Source organism: Paraburkholderia sp. JPY465 (assembly GCF_050436725.1).
Classification (GTDB): domain Bacteria; phylum Pseudomonadota; class Gammaproteobacteria; order Burkholderiales; family Burkholderiaceae; genus Paraburkholderia; species Paraburkholderia youngii.
In genome coordinates this window covers 1,419,876-1,436,227 of the sequence record NZ_JBNDMT010000006.1, presented here as the reverse complement: position 1 = coordinate 1,436,227, position 16,352 = coordinate 1,419,876, and the positions used below count along the sequence as shown (strand labels likewise).

At 62.1% G+C, this 16,352-nt stretch carries 16 protein-coding genes and 1 pseudogene; 3 read left to right on the top strand and 14 right to left on the bottom strand.

The genetic code is table 11. From position 1 onward, the window contains the following. Nucleotides 1–226: 226 nt before the first annotated feature. Nucleotides 227–376, top strand: coding sequence for a hypothetical protein (locus tag QFZ94_RS40010; RefSeq protein ID WP_429463479.1), 150 nt, complete (start codon nucleotides 227–229; stop codon nucleotides 374–376). 73 nt (nucleotides 377–449) lie between these two features. Here the strand turns inward: QFZ94_RS40010 and QFZ94_RS40005 are convergent, their stop codons facing one another. The 14 genes and pseudogenes from QFZ94_RS40005 to QFZ94_RS39940 form a co-directional block, all read right to left on the bottom strand. After that, nucleotides 450–1,160 carry a DsbA family oxidoreductase gene (locus QFZ94_RS40005; RefSeq protein ID WP_429463477.1) on the bottom strand — a complete coding sequence of 237 codons (711 nt, stop codon included), beginning with the start codon at nucleotides 1,158–1,160 and terminating at the stop codon, nucleotides 450–452. Nucleotides 1,161–1,696: 536 nt separating this feature from the next. Next, complete coding sequence (locus QFZ94_RS40000; RefSeq protein WP_368581514.1) at nucleotides 1,697–2,038, bottom strand: BON domain-containing protein; 342 nt, start codon at nucleotides 2,036–2,038, stop codon at nucleotides 1,697–1,699. Nucleotides 2,039–2,227: 189 nt separating this feature from the next. Next, complete coding sequence (gene gltA, locus QFZ94_RS39995; RefSeq protein WP_429463475.1) at nucleotides 2,228–3,568, bottom strand: citrate synthase; 1,341 nt, start codon at nucleotides 3,566–3,568, stop codon at nucleotides 2,228–2,230. A 119-nt stretch (nucleotides 3,569–3,687) separates the two neighbouring features. After that, nucleotides 3,688–4,533: pseudogene (locus tag QFZ94_RS39990) on the bottom strand (3-hydroxybutyryl-CoA dehydrogenase); the annotation flags it as partial. Nucleotides 4,534–4,557: 24 nt separating this feature from the next. Beyond that, nucleotides 4,558–5,751: a beta-ketothiolase BktB gene (bktB, locus tag QFZ94_RS39985; RefSeq protein WP_429463473.1), complete on the bottom strand. Its 1,194-nt coding sequence runs from the start codon at nucleotides 5,749–5,751 to the stop codon at nucleotides 4,558–4,560. Between the two features lie 38 nt (nucleotides 5,752–5,789). Then, the gene (locus QFZ94_RS39980) at nucleotides 5,790–7,022 is read right to left on the bottom strand and encodes an acyl-CoA dehydrogenase family protein (protein ID WP_429463471.1); all 1,233 of its coding nucleotides are present in this window, start codon (nucleotides 7,020–7,022) and stop codon (nucleotides 5,790–5,792) included. An 81-nt stretch (nucleotides 7,023–7,103) separates the two neighbouring features. Continuing rightward, nucleotides 7,104–7,868, bottom strand: a complete 765-nt coding sequence (locus tag QFZ94_RS39975) for an SDR family oxidoreductase (protein WP_368581510.1) — start codon at nucleotides 7,866–7,868, stop codon at nucleotides 7,104–7,106. Nucleotides 7,869–7,945: 77 nt separating this feature from the next. Then, nucleotides 7,946–8,977, bottom strand: coding sequence for a phosphotransferase (locus QFZ94_RS39970; RefSeq protein ID WP_429463468.1), 1,032 nt, complete (start codon nucleotides 8,975–8,977; stop codon nucleotides 7,946–7,948). Nucleotides 8,978–8,996: 19 nt separating this feature from the next. Continuing rightward, nucleotides 8,997–9,671 carry a histidine phosphatase family protein gene (locus QFZ94_RS39965; RefSeq protein WP_429463466.1) on the bottom strand — a complete coding sequence of 225 codons (675 nt, stop codon included), beginning with the start codon at nucleotides 9,669–9,671 and terminating at the stop codon, nucleotides 8,997–8,999. Nucleotides 9,672–9,692: 21 nt separating this feature from the next. After that, nucleotides 9,693–11,144 carry an NAD(P)(+) transhydrogenase (Re/Si-specific) subunit beta gene (locus QFZ94_RS39960; RefSeq protein ID WP_429463691.1) on the bottom strand — a complete coding sequence of 484 codons (1,452 nt, stop codon included), beginning with the start codon at nucleotides 11,142–11,144 and terminating at the stop codon, nucleotides 9,693–9,695. Nucleotides 11,145–11,158: 14 nt separating this feature from the next. Next, nucleotides 11,159–11,485 (bottom strand): NAD(P) transhydrogenase subunit alpha, encoded by a 327-nt coding sequence (locus QFZ94_RS39955; RefSeq protein WP_410848414.1) that lies wholly within the window; start codon nucleotides 11,483–11,485, stop codon nucleotides 11,159–11,161. Between the two features lie 10 nt (nucleotides 11,486–11,495). Then, a complete protein-coding gene (locus QFZ94_RS39950; protein WP_429463464.1) occupies nucleotides 11,496–12,641 on the bottom strand; it encodes a Re/Si-specific NAD(P)(+) transhydrogenase subunit alpha in 1,146 nt (381 codons plus the stop codon). 163 nt (nucleotides 12,642–12,804) lie between these two features. Next, complete coding sequence (locus QFZ94_RS39945) at nucleotides 12,805–13,599, bottom strand: TauD/TfdA dioxygenase family protein (protein WP_429463462.1); 795 nt, start codon at nucleotides 13,597–13,599, stop codon at nucleotides 12,805–12,807. Between the two features lie 28 nt (nucleotides 13,600–13,627). Further along, on the bottom strand, nucleotides 13,628–14,599 hold the full coding sequence (locus QFZ94_RS39940) for a zinc-binding dehydrogenase (RefSeq protein WP_429463460.1): 972 nt from the start codon (nucleotides 14,597–14,599) through the stop codon (nucleotides 13,628–13,630). 298 nt (nucleotides 14,600–14,897) lie between these two features. Between QFZ94_RS39940 and QFZ94_RS39935 the strand changes: the two genes are divergently transcribed. Both QFZ94_RS39935 and QFZ94_RS39930 read left to right on the top strand, forming a co-directional pair. Beyond that, the gene (locus QFZ94_RS39935; RefSeq protein WP_368592638.1) at nucleotides 14,898–15,188 is read left to right on the top strand and encodes a UxaA family hydrolase; all 291 of its coding nucleotides are present in this window, start codon (nucleotides 14,898–14,900) and stop codon (nucleotides 15,186–15,188) included. Nucleotides 15,189–15,192: 4 nt separating this feature from the next. Further along, a complete protein-coding gene (locus tag QFZ94_RS39930; protein WP_368581502.1) occupies nucleotides 15,193–16,347 on the top strand; it encodes a UxaA family hydrolase in 1,155 nt (384 codons plus the stop codon). The last annotated feature ends 5 nt before the right edge of the window (nucleotides 16,348–16,352 follow it).

Genomic DNA, 16,352 nt, shown 5'->3' with positions numbered 1-16,352 from the left:
GCGAGGCCGTTTTTCGATCCGAACGCACGCATTGCGGCATTGGACTGACGCACGATATGTCCGCATCCGTTGGAAATCCAATCAAAATTCGTCGAAAAGCAATTCCATTTGTTTATCGCGAACTAGGGGCAAACCCGAGTCGTCGCCGGCGGCCGGAACGCTATGAGCTGGCACCGCCCAGGTCATTGCGGTCCGCCTCGTTCGGGCCGTCGCCTGTGAGGCATGCATGGATGAATTCGGCATGAAGCCGCTCCCGGTCGGCCGCCGTCAGGTGGTGCTCGAAGACATCGAGCGCGGTGCCCGGGAGCTTGTCCGCCGCAAGCGCGCGCCGCGTGCAGCGTCGCGATGGCCCGCCCCGCTATCCGCACTTTCATGACGGATAACTCCGGCCTTTTTGCGGTCCACGCAGACGGGATCAAAACGTATGCGCGCGACGTTGCCGTACGACTTCAATTCGCGACGGCAAGCGTCATGGCACTTGCCAACGCCATTGGCGAATAGACGCCCGACAGCGAGTAGTGCGTGTTGAACACGAAATGCGGCACGCCGCTCACCTTCGCGTCGCCGAACGAGCGTCGCTGGCCGGCGAGATTCGCGGCACGCTTTGACGCCGTCAGGTGTGCCGTCAGACTCGTGTACTCGAGGCCGAATTCGAGGCCAAGGCGCGCGAGGACCTCGCTGTCGCCAACGTTCTCGCCTTCCATGAAGTAGGCGGTGAGAATCCGGTCGATCAATTCCGTCGTCTGCACGCCGGTTCCACGGCTCGCCGCGAAGGTCACAAGTTCGTGCGCAGCGGCGGTGTTCGGCATCACCTCGATGCGGTCGAAGGCGAATTTGATGCCCGCGTCATCGCCTGCTCGCTGCACCTGCGCACGCCTCGCCGCCACGGCTTCCGCACTCCCAAGACGATCGCGATAGAACGCCTGGTAGGGCAAACCCTCGACAGGCATGCCGGGCAGCAACTGGTGAGAACGCCACTGCACCGATACGCGCACATCGGGCCGCGAGCTTTCGAAACGCGAAACGGCCACATCCAGATTGCGCTTGCCGATCAGACACCAGGGGCAAACGAAGTCGAAGAACGTTTCGATCTTGAGGACGGATCGCTCGCCTCCTTCACTGCAGCCTTTCTCATTCAGGATTTGGTCAGAAGAGGTCATCGAGGAGTATCCTCGCGATCGGCGTGGCCCAGCAGGCTGGTCCGTGTGAAACACAAAATCATTTCGTATAGTTTCCCAAACTCGTTAGTACCGCGCGTCAACGATCATGCCGGCGCGCTCCATCTGCATACCCGGTACTCAGGAAGTCCCGGCTCATCGAATAACTCAGCGTCAGCGGGACGGGGCGCGGCGCTCGCATCCCGGCAGAAGCGCGCGTGCCCGGGCATGTGATGGTTCGTCGCTGCAAGAACGGGACACGCGGGCGCCTATGAAATACCGCTCGAAACATCGGCGATTCGGTCACACACACGATAAGGCAATCCCGCGATGCGCTTTGATGATCAGGCGCCATGGTTTTAGGTTTTCGCGCCAACCGGCGTTAACCCGAAGCATCACAAATTGCCGGCAATCGTTGCGTATGGCCTGGCCGCTATCTCGTCTGAAGTCGGCGATCGTCTTGACGTCCTAGTGCCGTGCGACTGCCGGTCAAGGGTGGTGTGCGCCAATGCACACGGACACGTTCACCCTCGGACCTGCTACTGCCCTGGCGGGCGGATGGAAACCGTGTTTTTCACGGAACTGACTCCGGCGACTCCCTTGGCAACCTCGCCAGCCCTATCGATCATCGTAGCGTCTGGCACGGTACCCGCGAGCGTGACCGCGCCATTGTTCGCCCGCACATTGATGTTGCTGATGTTCAGGTTTTTCGTCCTGGACAGAGCGCGGCGGACCTCCCTGGCGAGCGCTCGATTGGCCTGCTTTGCCGACTTGGCGCTCGATGCCGCCGTGCCGGCGTCGCTTGCCTGTGCGAAGACATTTGCGGTCGCCGCTAGTGCGAGCACACCGGCCGCAGCGACAAGAAGCTTTTTCCCTAGCATAGTTCTCTCCTGTTGACGCCAAATGGGTTGGCGCACAACGGCGGCCAACCGATCAGCGTCCTGACCGACGCTTCCTCTATCGAGGCCAGAATGTCAGTGCGCCGGTTCCATCTCACGACGCTGCACTCAAAGATTCGTTGCGGCCGAGCGGCTTGCCGCTTGCCAGCACATCGCACGCACATCCTGGCGTTACTCACTCTCACCCGGTTGCCGCATTTGATCACCTGCCCGAGCTTCGCCGCACTGGCCAACCACACGCCTACCCTCGCCGACGAACAGCTGACGCGGACGACCAATCTTCTGCTCAGGATCGGCGATCATTTCGTTCCACTGCGCGATCCAGCCGACCGTGCGTGCCATCGCGAAGATACACGTGAACATCGACGTCGGAATGCCCAGCGCGCGCTGCACGATACCCGAGTAGAAATCGACGTTCGGGTACAGCTTGCGCGACACGAAGTATTCGTCTTCGAGCGCGATCTTTTCGAGTTCCATCGCGAGCTTGAACAGCGGGTCGTCGTGCAGGCCCAGTTCTTCGAGCACTTCGTGGCAGGTTTCGCGCATCAGCTTCGCGCGCGGATCATAGTTCTTGTACACACGGTGGCCGAAGCCCATCAGCTTCACGCCCGAGTTCTTGTCCTTCACCTGCTTGATGAACTCGGGAATGTTGTCGACCGAGCCGATTTCTTCCAGCATGTTCAGCGCGGCTTCGTTCGCGCCGCCGTGCGCCGGGCCCCACAGACATGCGATACCGGCCGCGATACACGCGAACGGATTCGCACCCGAAGAACCGGCGAGACGCACGGTCGACGTCGACGCGTTCTGCTCGTGGTCCGCGTGCAGGATCAGGATACGGTCGAGCGCGCGCACCAGCACGTCGTTGACCACGTACTCTTCGCACGGGTTCGAGAACATCATGCGCATGAAGTTTGCGCTGTACGACAGGTCGTTCTTCGGATACACGAACGGCTGGCCGATGCTGTACTTGTACGCCATCGCGACCAGCGTGGGCAGCTTCGCAATCATGCGGATCGCCGACACTTCGCGGTGACGCGGGTTATTGATGTCGAGCGAGTCGTGATAGAACGCCGACAGCGCGCCGACCGCGGCAACCAGAATCGCCATCGGGTGCGCGTCGCGGCGGAAGCCGCGGAAGAAGAACTGCATCTGCTCGTGCACCATCGTGTGCTGCTTGACGGTGTTCTCGAACTCGGCTTTCTGCTGCGCGTTCGGCAGTTCGCCCTTCAGCAGCAGATAGCAGGTTTCCAGGAAGTCGGCGTTCTGCGCGAGGTTGTCGATCGCGTAGCCGCGGTAGAGCAGTTCGCCCTTGTCGCCGTCGATGTAGGTGATCGCCGAATTGCACGCCGCCGTCGACATGAAGCCCGGGTCGTACGTGAATTTGCCGGTCTGGCCGTACAGTTTGCGAATGTCGATGACATCCGGGCCAATCGTGCCCTTGTAAATCGGCATTTCAACGCTCGGCGAGTTATCGCTGAACGATAGTGTGGCTTTGATCGTGGACTGCTTCATATTAGCGAACTCCAAAAGAATGCAAAAAGCCATCAATTCATGACTTCTTCTACGTCCGGCCGCACCGAGTCGTTCGGGTCGCTGACGAGACGCGAGCGTCGTTCCGGGGGCGATGAGTCGTACTGGAACACGCCGCGACCGGTCTTTCGACCGAGCCGTCCGGCACGAACCAGTTCTCTCAGAAGCGGACATGCGCGGTACTTCGGATCGCCGATGTCGCTGTGAAGGACATCCATCACAGAAAGACACACGTCGAGCCCCACGAGATCCGCGAGCGCAAGCGGACCAATCGGATGGTTGGCGCCGAGCCGCATTCCGGCATCGATTTCCTCCGCGGTCGCCACGCCCTCCGCGAGTACGAAAAAGGCTTCGTTGATCATCGGAACGAGAATTCGATTGACGGCGAAACCCGGCGAATTTTTGACTCGAACCGCGGTCTTGCCGAGACGTCGCGTCAGATCGACGACAGCTTCAGCGGCCGCTGCGCTGCTTTGCAGACCGCAGATGATCTCGACGAGCTGCATGGTCGGCACCGGATTGAAGAAATGCATCCCGACGAGCCGTGTAGGATCCGCTAGCGATGCGGCCAGCGTCGTGATCGATATCGAAGAGGTGTTCGTGGCGATAACGGCCTTCCCGTTGGCGACCGATTCGATTCGCTTCAGAATGCCGAGCTTGATTTCGACGTTTTCCGTGACCGCCTCGATAACCAGATCGCTGTTCGCGAGCCGCTCATAGTCGGTCGATATCTGGATGCGCGCGAGAGCGGCTTCTCGCGCTGCGTGGTCTAGCTTCGCATTGCTGACCAGCCGCTCCAGGCCAGCTTTGATTGCGGCAAGACCTTTTTCCAGCGCGGCTTCGGTTACGTCGATGACCACGACATCCAGGCCGGCAACGGCGGCCACCTGGGCGATACCGCTGCCCATCGCACCTGCACCGATCACGCTGATCGTTTCGATTGACATGTTGTTCCCCTGCGATCGACGAGCCTAGGCGCGCCGAAGATTCTCGAATATCGCCGCAATCCCCTGCCCGCCTCCAATACACATGGTCACGAGCGCATAGCGTCCATTGATTCGTTCGAGCTCATGGAGGGCTTTGACTGTGATCAGCGCACCGGTGGCGCCGATCGGATGGCCGAGCGAGATGCCCGACCCATTGGGATTGACTTTCTGCGGATCCAGTTCGAGCATCCCCGTCACCGCACACGCCTGTGCCGCGAACGCCTCGTTCGACTCGATCACATCGAGATCCGACGCATGCAGCCCCGCGCGCTTCAACGCAGCGAGCGTCGCGGGCACGGGACCGATGCCCATGTACTGCGGAACCACTCCCGCGTGCGCGTATGAAACGAGGCGCGCGAGCGGGCTGATCCCGCGCGTGCTGGCGGTTTGGGCGTCCATCATCAGAAGCGCCGCTGCCGCGTCGTTGATGCCCGAGGCATTGCCTGCCGTCACGGTGCCGCCTTCCTTGACGAACGCGGGACGCAAACCGGCAAGCTCGTCATATCCGAGGTCGGCGCGCACGTGCTCGTCGGTATCGAACACCGTGGTTTGCCCTTTCACGGTTCTCTTCAACGCGGCGATCTGATCTGCGAAACGTCCCTCCGCGATGGCCCGCGCCGCGCGCCGATGCGACTCCAGCGCGAGCTCATCCTGCTGCTCTCGCGTGATGCCGTACTTGCGCGCGACATTCTCGGCGGTGATGCCCATGTGAATCGAATGAAACGGGTCGTGCAACGCACCGAGCATCATGTCGACGAGGCGGCTGTCGCCCATCCGCGCGCCAAAACGAGCGTCTGTCGCGAGATAAGGCGCGCGACTCATATTCTCCGCACCACCGCCGAGCGTGACCTCGGCGTCACTGAGCAGAATCGCCTGAGCAGCGCAAATGACCGCTTCCAGTCCCGAGCCGCACAGACGGTTCACCGTCATTGCCGGCGTCTCCTCGGAGACGCCGGCATCCAGCGCCGCGACCCGGGCCAGATAGAGATCCCTTGGCTCGGTGGCGATCACGTTGCCGAACACCACACGACCGACGTCCTGGCCCTGTACGCCTGCGCGCGCCAGCACCTCGCGTGCGACGAATGCGCCGAGCGCGGTGGGCGGCTGATCCCTGAGACTACCGCCGAACTTTCCAATCGCGGTGCGCACACCGCCGACAACCACCACTTCCCTTTGCATGCCCGACTCCTGAGATCAGAACTGTTTTACAGCGCCCGTCAACTGCGGTCTCGTCGAGAATGCCGCTGGAGTTCGAGCCGGGCGATCGCGTTGCGATGCACTTCGTCCGGGCCGTCCGCCAGCCGAAGCGTGCGCTGGTTCGCCCACGCATAGGCCAGCGGGAAATCGTCCGATACCCCCGCGGCGCCGTGCAACTGGATCGCCCAGTCCAAGACCTTCAGCGCCACGTTCGGCGCGACGACCTTGATCATCGCGATTTCGGCTCGCGCCGCCTTGTTGCCGACCGTGTCCATCAGCCACGCCGCTTTCAGCGTGAGCAGGCGTGCCATTTCGATCTCACAGCGCGCTTCGGCGATGCGTTCCTGCGTCACGCCTTGCTCGGCCAGCGGCTTGCCGAACGCCACGCGGCTGAGACTGCGTTCGCACATCAATTCGAGCGCACGTTCGGCGGCGCCGATGCTGCGCATGCAGTGGTGAATGCGGCCCGGCCCGAGCCGGCCTTGTGCAATCTCGAAGCCGCGGCCCTCGCCGAGCAGCAGATTCGCCACGGGCACGCGCACATCCTTCAGTTCGACTTCCATATGGCCGTGAGGCGCATCGTCGTACCCGAACACGGGCAGATAGCGCTTGACCGTAATACCCGGCGCATCGGCCGGCACCACGATCATCGACTGTTGCTGATGACGCTCCGCGTCCGGATCGGTCTTGCCCATCACGATGTAGATCTTGCAACGCGGGTCTCCGGCGCCCGACGACCACCACTTGGTCCCGTTGATCACGTAGTGATCGCCGTCGCGCTCGATGCGGCAGCAGATGTTCGTCGCATCCGACGAGGCGACTGCAGGCTCCGTCATCAGAAACGCAGACCGAATCTCGCCGCGCAACAGCGGTTCCAGCCAGCGGTCCTTCAATGCCTCGCTCGCGTAACGCTCGAGCGTTTCCATATTCCCCGTGTCCGGTGCCGAGCAGTTGAACACTTCGGGCGACCAGGGCACCCGTCCCATGATTTCGCACAGCGGCGCGTATTCGAGGTTCGAAAGACCTTCCGGCGCGCGTGGCGAGCGCGGCAGGAACAGATTCCAAAGTCCGGCCTTGCGTGCGAGCGGCTTCAGTTCCTCGATAATGCGCGTCGGAATCCACGCGTTGCCGGCTTGCCGATTGGCCTGAATCTCGGCCTGGTACCGGTGCTCGTTCGGATAGATATGAGTCTCGAAGAAATCGAGCAGCTTCGACTGCAGCTCTCGGACCTTCGGTGTGTAATCGAATTGCATCGTGTCTCCTTTCGTTCGCCTGCCGCGTCAAAACCGTGCACCGATCCGGTCGCGACGATATAGCGGCGGCGACTCCTTTCACTAGATGGTCAGCCCGCCGTCCACGACCAGGCATTCCCCATTGGTGTAGCTCGCGGCATCGGACACGAGATACAGCACCGCGCCGGCAAGCTCGCGCGGCTCAGCGTGACGACGAAGCGGGATCTTTTTCATCCACTCTTCGTAGATCGACGGGGTCTCGAACAGCGCGCTGGCGAACTTCGTCCGCGTCAGGCCGGGAAGCAGCGCATTGACGCGAATCCCGAATGGGCCGCACTCCTTGGCGAACGCCCTCGTCATGTTGACGACCGCCGCCTTGCTGATCGAATAGATGCCCTGCATATCGCCCGGCTGCAGCGCATTCACCGAAGCGGTGTTGACGATGGCGCCGCCGCCATGCTCGCGCATCAATCGGCCGGCTTCCACGGACATGAAGAAATAGCCGCGAATGTTCACTTCAACGGTCTTGTCGTATGCCGCGAGATCGGTATCGAGGATGTGCCCGAAATACGGGTTGGCCGCCGCATTGTTCACGAGTATGTCGAGGCGCCCATGGTGCGTGCGAATGTAGTCGAACGTTCTTGCGATGTCCTCCATGCGGCCCACGTGGCAGGCCAGCGCTTCGGCGTTGCCGCCCTCGCGGCGGATCTTCTCCGCGACGGCCAGACACTCTTCCAGCTTGCGGCTAGACACGATCACGTGCGCGCCCTGCTCCGCCAGCAACCGGGCGATTTCTTCACCGATGCCTCGGCTGGCCCCCGTGACGAGCGCGATTTTTCCGCTCAGATCGAAAAGTTTGGTGCTCATGCTGCTCCGTACTCCTGTCGATGATTCATGTTCGTTGGGGCGTCACCCGTTTGCGCAGTGCGCTCCTCCGCAGCCTGTCAGCTTTGCTCTTCCAGCGCGCTCACTGCCATCTGCGCGAGTTGTTCCACCATTTCGCCGACTGCGCCCGCGTTGGCATGCGAAGCGTTGCCCTCCATCGCACGTTTCTTGACGCCCTGTGCGATGGCGGCGAGGCGGAAAAAGCTGACCGCGAGATAGAAGGACCAGCCGTAGATTCCCGGAATGCCGCGCAATTCGCAGTACCGCGCGACGATCGCCTTCTCGTCCGGAATACCCAGCGCAGCCCGGTTCATTCCTTGAAGGCCCGCGACCGGCCCATTGGCGGGAAGCCGCAGACACATGCAGAAGTAAGCCAGGTCGGCAAGCGGATTGCCCAGCGTCGATAATTCCCAATCGAGCATGGCCTTGATCCGGCACTGCTGCGAATCGAAGATCAGGTTGTCGACGCGGAAATCGCCGTGCACGAGCGAGCGGGTTCCGTCGTCGGCGGGGTAATGAAGCGGCAGCCACGCGATCAGCTTCTCCATCGCGTCGATACGGCTCGTCTCCGACGCCCGGTACTGCCTCGTCCACAGATTGATCTGACGCTCGAAGTAATTTCCGGCCCGGCCATAGTCGGACAGACCGACCGTATCGACGTCCACGTCGTGCAAGGTCGCCATCGCGCGCACGATCGCGTCGTAATACTCGCCTCGCTGGTCACGCGAAATCTCCGGGAATGCGGGATTCCAGAAAATGCGTCCCTCCTCGAAGCTCATCACGTAGAACATCGTGCCGATCACATCGCGATCCGTGCACAGGTGATATGCGCGCGCGACCGGCACGTCCGTTTTCGTCAATGCCTCGAGCACGCGGAACTCGCGATCCACCGCATGCGCCGACTTCAGCAGCGGGCCGCCGGGCTGGCGGCGCAACACGTAGTTGCCGCTGGCCGCCTTCAGCAGGAAGGTCGGATTCGACTGACCGCCCGCGAACTTCTGCGCACTGACCGGCCCGTTGAACCCTTCGATCGTCCGCTCGAGATACGGGGCAAGTGTTCCCACATCTATTTGCATGGCGTCGTTCGTCATCGTTTCACCCTGTTCTCAATTAACCAAAAGTCTGGAAGCGGCGCCGGTCTGCGCGATCGAGGTGCGGATCGCTGTTGAAGCTGGCGAGGTGAAACGCATCCCGATTGAAGAAGAACCGGCAAAAGCTGCTGTTGCGGATCTGCAGATTCAGCGCAATCGCGGCGTCGGCCGGCGCCTGCAGCGCCTGTTGCGCGATGGCCGCCATCACACCGCCCGAGGTCACCACCAGCACCCGCTCAGCCGGGCTCTGCTGGATCGCCTGCCTCGCCGCTTCGACGCGATGCTGAAACTCCCGCCATGTCTCCGGAATCGGACTGCGGATCAAATCCTTCGACCACAGTTGCAGCACCCGCTTCAGGCTCCGGTAGAACTCTTGCCGGGAAGCACCGCGCCACGCCTTCAAATCCTGATGTGAGTCATCCAGTCCGTCGAAGAGCGCCTGAAAGTTGTACTCGTCCAAGCCGGCATGCTGCTCGACCGGCCCGAACGAACGACCCATGCCGCGACAGATTGCGTCGAGTGTCTGTCTGTGGCGGCGCATGCCGCCCGTCATCACGCGGTCGAAGTTCAGATCGAGCTGCGCGAAGTATTCGCCGAGCCAGACCCCCTGACGCTCGCCGACCTCGGACAGCACGTCGTAGTCACTCGCGCCAAAGGATGCCTGGCCGTGACGCACGAGATAAAGTTCTGCCATGAGTTTTCCTCGTCCGATCCGTCACGCCGCGGCCTTGACCATGTCCTCGATCACCTTCTTCGCATCGCCAAAGACCATCATGGTCTTGTCCATGTAGAAGAGATCGTTGTCGAGCCCGGCGTAGCCGGCCGCCATCGAGCGCTTGTTGACGATCACCGTGCGCGCCTTGTACGCCTCGATGATCGGCATGCCCGCGATCGGCGACTTCGGATCGTTCTTCGCGGCCGGATTCACCACGTCGTTCGCGCCGAGCACCAGCACCACGTCGACCTGGCCGAACTCGCCGTTGATGTCCTCCATCTCGTAGACCATGTCGTACGGCACTTCGGCCTCGGCGAGCAGCACGTTCATGTGCCCCGGCATGCGGCCGGCCACCGGGTGGATCGCGTACTTCACCTCGATGCCCTTCTCGACCAGCTTGTCGGTCAACTCTTTTAACGCATGCTGCGCGCGCGCCACGGCCAGCCCATAGCCCGGCACGATCACGACGGTTTCGGCGTTGCCCATCATGAACGACGCGTCATCGGCCGAACCCGATTTCACCGGACGCTGCTCCGCCGCGCCGCCCGCGGCCGCGCCCGGCTCGTTGCCGAAGCCGCCGAGGATCACGTTGAAGAACGAGCGGTTCATCGCGCGGCACATGATGTACGACAGGATCGCACCCGACGACCCGACCAGCGAGCCGGCGATGATCAGCATCGGATTGTTCAGCGAGAAGCCGATGCCCGCCGCCGCCCAGCCCGAGTACGAGTTCAGCATCGACACGACCACCGGCATGTCTGCGCCGCCGATCGGAATGATGATCAACACGCCGAGCACAAACGCGATGATCGTCATGACGATGAACGGCAGCCACGACTGCGTGAGGAAGAACATCACGCCGAAGCCGATCATCGCCAGCGCGAGCACGAGATTGATCAGGTGCTGGCCCGGATAGACGACGGGTGCGCCTTGAAACAGGCGGAATTTGTATTTGCCCGACAGCTTGCCGAACGCAATCACCGAACCCGAGAACGTGATCGCGCCGACGAACGTGCCGATGAACAGTTCGATCCGGTTGCCGTAGGGGATGAAGCCCGCATGCGGCGCGTCCTGGACACCAAGTCCGAATGCCGCGGGTTCCGACACGACCGCGTACGCGATGCACACGGCGGCCACGCCGATCAGCGAGTGCATCGCGGCGACGAGCTCCGGCATCTTCGTCATCTCCACCCGCGCGGCGACGAACGCACCGACCGCGCCGCCGATGACTAACGCGGCAAACAGAAGCGCCAGTCCCAAAGCAAGGTTGGAGCCGAGCGATGCGGCCTGTTTCGCGATCAGCGCGACGGTCGTCAGAATGGCGATCGCCATGCCAGCCATACCGAATGCATTGCCGGCGCGTGCGCTTTTCGGGTTGGAGAGCCCCTTCAACGCCTGAATGAAGCAGACAGACGCGAGCAGATAAAAGAGCGTGACGACGTTCGCGCTCACGAAATCAAAGGACGTCATACGGCCTCCTTGCCGCCAGTGGCCAGTTTCTTCGGTTCCTTCTTCCTGAACATTTCGAGCATGCGTCTCGTGACGAGAAAGCCGCCGAACACGTTCACCGCGGCGAGCCCGACGGCGACCGTGCCGAAGAACTTGCCCGCGCCGCCGAGCGTGAGGCCCGCGGCAATCATCGCCCCGACGATCACGATCGCGGAGATCGCATTCGTGACTGCCATCAGCGGCGTATGCAGCGCCGGCGTCACGTTCCAGACGACGTGGTAGCCGACATAAATCGCCAGCACGAAGATGATCAGGTTGATCACCGTGTGATTGATAACTTCCATTGCGCTCCCCTCATCCGTTGCGCTTGACCACGCCTTCGTGCGTGAGCAGGGTTGCCGCGACGATGTCGTCCGCGAGATCGATATTGAGCGTGCCGTCTTTCGTGACGATCAGCTTCAGGAAGTCGACAAGGTTCCTCGCGTAGAGCGAGGACGCATCGGTCGGCACCATCGCCGCCAGGTTCGTGTAGCCGACGATCTTCACGCCGTTCTCCGTGACGACGACCTTGTCGGTCTCGGTGAGCGGACAGTTGCCGCCTCGATGTCCGCCGATGGCCGGCCCGCGTCCCGCGGCAAGATCGACGATGACGGAGCCCGTCTTCATCGCCTGCACCGTTTCGGACGAGATCAAGGTCGGCGCGTCGCGCCCGGGAATCAGCGCCGTCGTGATCACGATATCGGCCTGTTTCGCCTTTTCGTGCACGAGCGCCGTCTGGCGTTGCAGCCAGCTCGCCGGCATCGGCCGCGCATAGCCGCCCGTGCCTGCCGCAGCCTCGCGCTCTTCGTCGGTCTCGTAGGGCACGTTGAGAAACTTCGCGCCGAGCGATTCGATCTGCTCTTTCACTGCGGGGCGCACGTCCGACGCTTCGATGACCGCGCCGAGGCGCTTGGCCGTCGCAATCGCCTGAAGTCCCGCGACGCCTGCACCGAGCACCAGCACCCGTGCGGCTTTCACCGTGCCCGCGGCTGTCATCAGCATCGGCATGAAGCGCGGATAGTGCTCCGCCGCGACGAGGACCGCCTTGTAGCCCGCGATGTTCGCCTGCGACGACAGCACGTCGAGGCTTTGCGCGCGCGTCGTGCGGGGCGCGGCTTCGAGCGCGAACGCAGTCAGCCCCGCGTCGGCAAGACGGCGGGTGTTGTCGGTATTGAACGGGTCGAGCATGCCCGCCAGCACCGAACCGCGTTTCATCAGCAACAGTTCGGATTCAGTCGGCGATGCAACTTTCAGCACGATTTGCGCGCCGAAGGCCGCCGCCGCATCCCCGATCTGCGCGCCCGCTTTGCGGTAAGCGTCGTCCGTGTAGTGCGCGCATTCACCGGCACCCGACTCGACGGTCACGCTGCGTCCTTGCGACACGAGCATCTTGACCGTCTCAGGCGTTGCCGCGACGAGCGATTTTTGACCCCGCGACTCGGCGGGCACTCCAATCTGCATTTCAGACCTCACCTTGCGCTTACCTGCGCCGATAGTCTCTGTGGTTCACCTGACGATGCGGTCTTCGCGCGCCGGGAACGGCGCGCGATATGCCGCACGTCTCATCATTCGACGTCCGAAATAAATTGATGTCGAAAGCGCATTCGTTCTACATCGGCTCCTGTCAGACCGGCACTTCGCCCTCGAGGGTGATGCGGTTGAGCACGCGTTCAGCCTCGCCGTAGTCGTGCACCGCGTAGTGCATGGTGCAGCGGTTGTCCCACATGACGACGTCGCCTTCCTGCCACATATGGCGGTATACGTTGTCCGGCGTGGTCGAGTGTTCGTACAGGAAGTCGAGCAACGGGCGGCTTTCGGCGACGGTCATCCCTTCGATCTGCTGGGCGGTCTCACGGTGGCCGACGTAGAGGGCCTTGCGGCGCGTCTCCGGATGCGTGCGCACGATCGGGTGGACCGCCTCGGGAATCTTGTCGATCCCTCGCATTCTGGCCAGTCGCAGCCCCGTGAACCGCGCACGCAGACCTTCGAGCATGCGCTGCATGGTCGGAGACAAGCGCTCGTACGAAAGGTATTGATTGCACCACATCGTGTCGCCGCCGTGCGGTACCACGACTGCCGACAGGATCGAGATCTTCGGTGGCACCGGTGTATAGATCGAATCGGAGTGGCACGCCTCGGTCGACGCCGTTTCCTTCGGAATCTTGGTTACCTGGATAAGTCCCGGAAAGCCCGGCACGCTCGGATCGAGCGGATTGTTTTGCGCAGGCTTGCCCCAGAGTTTGGCGAACTCGACGTGAGCCGAAGGCTGCAGCCGCTGGCCGCGAAATACGAGCACACCGTAGTCGAGAAACGCGCGATGCAGCACTTCGAAGTTCGTCACGTCGACCGGTTCGTTGAGGTTGATGCCTTCGACGCGCGCGCCCACCGAACCGGTGAGCGGAGTGATCTGGATACCCATGAATATCTCCTTTTCCTCTGCTTGAGGTTTAGTTTGTGGTGAGGACAATCTTGCCGATATGTTGATCGAGCAGCATGTAGGCATGTGCTTCGCCGATCGCATCCATTGCGAAGGTGCGATCGATCGGCAGGCCGATGCGGCCCGCTGCGAGATGGGGCAGCAAGTCGCGCGCGCATGCCTCGATGCACTGCAGCCGCTCCTCCTCGGTACGGGTGCGGAACGTCACGCCAATCAGCTTCAAACGCTTGAGCCAGAGCTGGCTCAGATCGATCTGAGCGGTGGCCGAGCCGAGTCGGGCGATGTTGACGAGCCGACCCTTGACCGCGAGGCTTTGCATGTTCGCCTCGAAGACCGGTCCGCCCACGGTGTCGATGATCAGATCGACCCCTCGCTTGTCGGTGGCGGCCATCACCACATCGAGCTGTGATTGGTGCGACGAGTCGATGCCTACGTCGACGCCGAATTCGGCCAGCCGATCGAGCTTCGCGGCCGAGCGCGATTGGGCCATCACGGGCTTGGCACCCCATACGGACGCGATCTGAATCGCCGCCATCGCAACGCCGCCCGAGGCGCCGTTGATCAGCACCGACTCGCCTGCGCGCAGTTCCCCATTGGTGATCACGGCGTCGTGCGCGGTGATGAACACGTTCGGGAAAGCCGCCGCTTCGATCCAGGAAAGCCCTTCCGGCACCGCCATCAAGGCCCGGGGATCAGAGAGCACGTACTCGGCCTGGCAACCCTTGCCGTGTCCCATCACGCGATCGCCCTCGCGCCAGCCGCTGACGCCCTCTCCGACTGCCGCCACTTCCCCGGCAAATTCGACGCCCGTGATGATCGTATTGCCCGAGCGCAGGTCGCGAGCCTGATTGATCTCGCCACGATTCAGGCCGGCCGCGCGCACCCTGACCAGAACCTGTCCCGCGCCAACGACCGGGACCGGGATGTCTTGCACCTCCACGATGCCGCCCGACGGGGCCGGTATTACACGCACTGCTTTCATCGACGTCGTCTCCTTTGAAGAACTCGTTCTGTCTGGTCCGCTTTGCGACCCGCTAGCGCTTTTTTCCGACGAATATTCGCGCCTCGTTGACGCAGTCGGCGGATTGCTTTCGTTGAGTCAAAGATAGTCGCGCCCCCTTCGAGTGTCAACAACTTATATATAGGACCATGGAAAATACCTATATAGGACTTCGCGAACTCGACCTATTCTGTTTCCACGGATTCGCGCAATTTCAAACGCGATTCGCTGGATCCACCGGTCCTACGCTAGTTCATAGATCTATATAGGAGTTTAACCAATGCCTCGCGCCATCGTGCTTCATGCCACCGACAACGTGGCAACACTGCTGGACCCCGGACAGGAAGGGGAAACCTGCGTCCTGCAGGGAGAAGTAACCGGCCAGGTGACCCTGACGCAGGACGTCCCCTTTGGCCACAAAGTCTGCATCGCACCGACTACGGAAGGCGCCAAGGTACTCAAGTACGGCCAGGTCATCGGTACTGCTCGCCGCGCGCTCCGGGTTGGCGAGCACACCCATGTTCATAACGTCGATTCCACCCGCGCTCGCGGTGATCTGAAAACGAGGTAACTACGTGATGAAAACATTCCTTGGCTATCGACGCGAAAACGGCGCCGTTGGCGTGCGCAACTGGGTTGCGGTGATTTCCGTCATGGATAACTGCAATCCCGTTACGCGCACGATCAGTGAGGCGGTCGAAGGCACGATCCCGGTCACGACGCTGTTCGTGCGCGGGCAGTTCGGCGCGGATCTCGATTTCGCCTATGAATCGCTGGCCGGTCTCGGGCGCAACCCGAATATCGCAAGCGTCCTGCTGGTGGGACTGGAAGAATCGTCCACCGAAGAAGTGGCGTCCCGCATCCGCGCCACCGGGAAAGCGGTCGAAACGGTGCATCTGCAGCCGAACGGCACCATCGCCTGCATTGCGGAAGGCACACGCAAGGCGATGCGCCTTTCGATTGCCGCATCCCGCTTGCGCCGCGAGCCGTGTCCTGTTTCCGAACTGGTCGTGGGCGTCGAGTGCGGTGGGTCCGATACGACTTCCGGACTGAGCTGCAACCCGACGATCGGCCGGATGGCCGACCAGATCATCGCCGAGGGCGGCACGGTCATCATTTCGGAGACCTCGGAGTTCATCGGCGCCGAGCATCTGTTCGCTGCACGGGCCATCGACGAAACGGTCAAGGCGGCATTCGTCTCCGCGGTGCGCAACATGGAGCAAGGCGCGATCGACCGGGGCGTCGATATGCGCGAATCGCAGCCGTCGCCCGACAACAAGAAAGGCGGCTTGACGACGGTCGAGGAAAAGGCGCTCGGCGCGATGGCGAAGGCAGGCTCGAGCCCCCTCGTCGGCGTGCTGCGATACGGCGAAGCTCCTCGCCGCAAGGGTCTGCACTTCATGGATGCCCCTGCGGCGGCGGTCGAAAACCTCACAGCGCTTGCCGCGGGTGGTTGTCAGCTTACGTTCTTCGGCACTGGCGTCGGCAATCCGATCGGCAACATGGTTGCGCCGACGGTGAAGGTGTGCGGAAACATCAATACCGTCAGGACGATGCGCGACAACATCGATTTCGATGCGAGCGGCGTGCTCGAACAGGCCATGAAGATTTCCGATATCGGTGACCGGCTGTACGAATACGCGCTGGACGTCGCGTCTGGCACCTGCCTCGCGAGCGAAGTGCTCGATGTCCGCGAAACAGCGGTCAGCCGTTTCGAACGCAGCCTCTGAAGCAA

Bases quoted from the DNA above. Each gene is read 5' to 3' on its own strand.
- QFZ94_RS40010 (WP_429463479.1), top strand. From the start codon at position 227: ATGGATGAATTCGGCATGAAGCCGCTCCCGGTCGGCCGCCGTCAGGTG.
- QFZ94_RS39935 (WP_368592638.1), top strand. From the start codon at position 14,898: ATGCCTCGCGCCATCGTGCTTCATGCCACCGACAACGTGGCAACACTG.
- QFZ94_RS39965 (WP_429463466.1), bottom strand. From the start codon at position 9,671: ATGGCAGAACTTTATCTCGTGCGTCACGGCCAGGCATCCTTTGGCGCG.
- QFZ94_RS39975 (WP_368581510.1), bottom strand. From the start codon at position 7,868: ATGAGCACCAAACTTTTCGATCTGAGCGGAAAAATCGCGCTCGTCACG.
- QFZ94_RS39955 (WP_410848414.1), bottom strand. From the start codon at position 11,485: ATGGAAGTTATCAATCACACGGTGATCAACCTGATCATCTTCGTGCTG.
- QFZ94_RS39970 (WP_429463468.1), bottom strand. From the start codon at position 8,977: ATGACGAACGACGCCATGCAAATAGATGTGGGAACACTTGCCCCGTAT.
- bktB (WP_429463473.1), bottom strand. From the start codon at position 5,751: ATGCAAAGGGAAGTGGTGGTTGTCGGCGGTGTGCGCACCGCGATTGGA.
- QFZ94_RS39945 (WP_429463462.1), bottom strand. From the start codon at position 13,599: ATGGGTATCCAGATCACTCCGCTCACCGGTTCGGTGGGCGCGCGCGTC.
- QFZ94_RS40000 (WP_368581514.1), bottom strand. From the start codon at position 2,038: ATGCTAGGGAAAAAGCTTCTTGTCGCTGCGGCCGGTGTGCTCGCACTA.
- QFZ94_RS39980 (WP_429463471.1), bottom strand. From the start codon at position 7,022: ATGCAATTCGATTACACACCGAAGGTCCGAGAGCTGCAGTCGAAGCTG.
- gltA (WP_429463475.1), bottom strand. From the start codon at position 3,568: ATGAAGCAGTCCACGATCAAAGCCACACTATCGTTCAGCGATAACTCG.
- QFZ94_RS39940 (WP_429463460.1), bottom strand. From the start codon at position 14,599: ATGAAAGCAGTGCGTGTAATACCGGCCCCGTCGGGCGGCATCGTGGAG.
- QFZ94_RS40005 (WP_429463477.1), bottom strand. From the start codon at position 1,160: ATGACCTCTTCTGACCAAATCCTGAATGAGAAAGGCTGCAGTGAAGGA.
- QFZ94_RS39950 (WP_429463464.1), bottom strand. From the start codon at position 12,641: ATGCAGATTGGAGTGCCCGCCGAGTCGCGGGGTCAAAAATCGCTCGTC.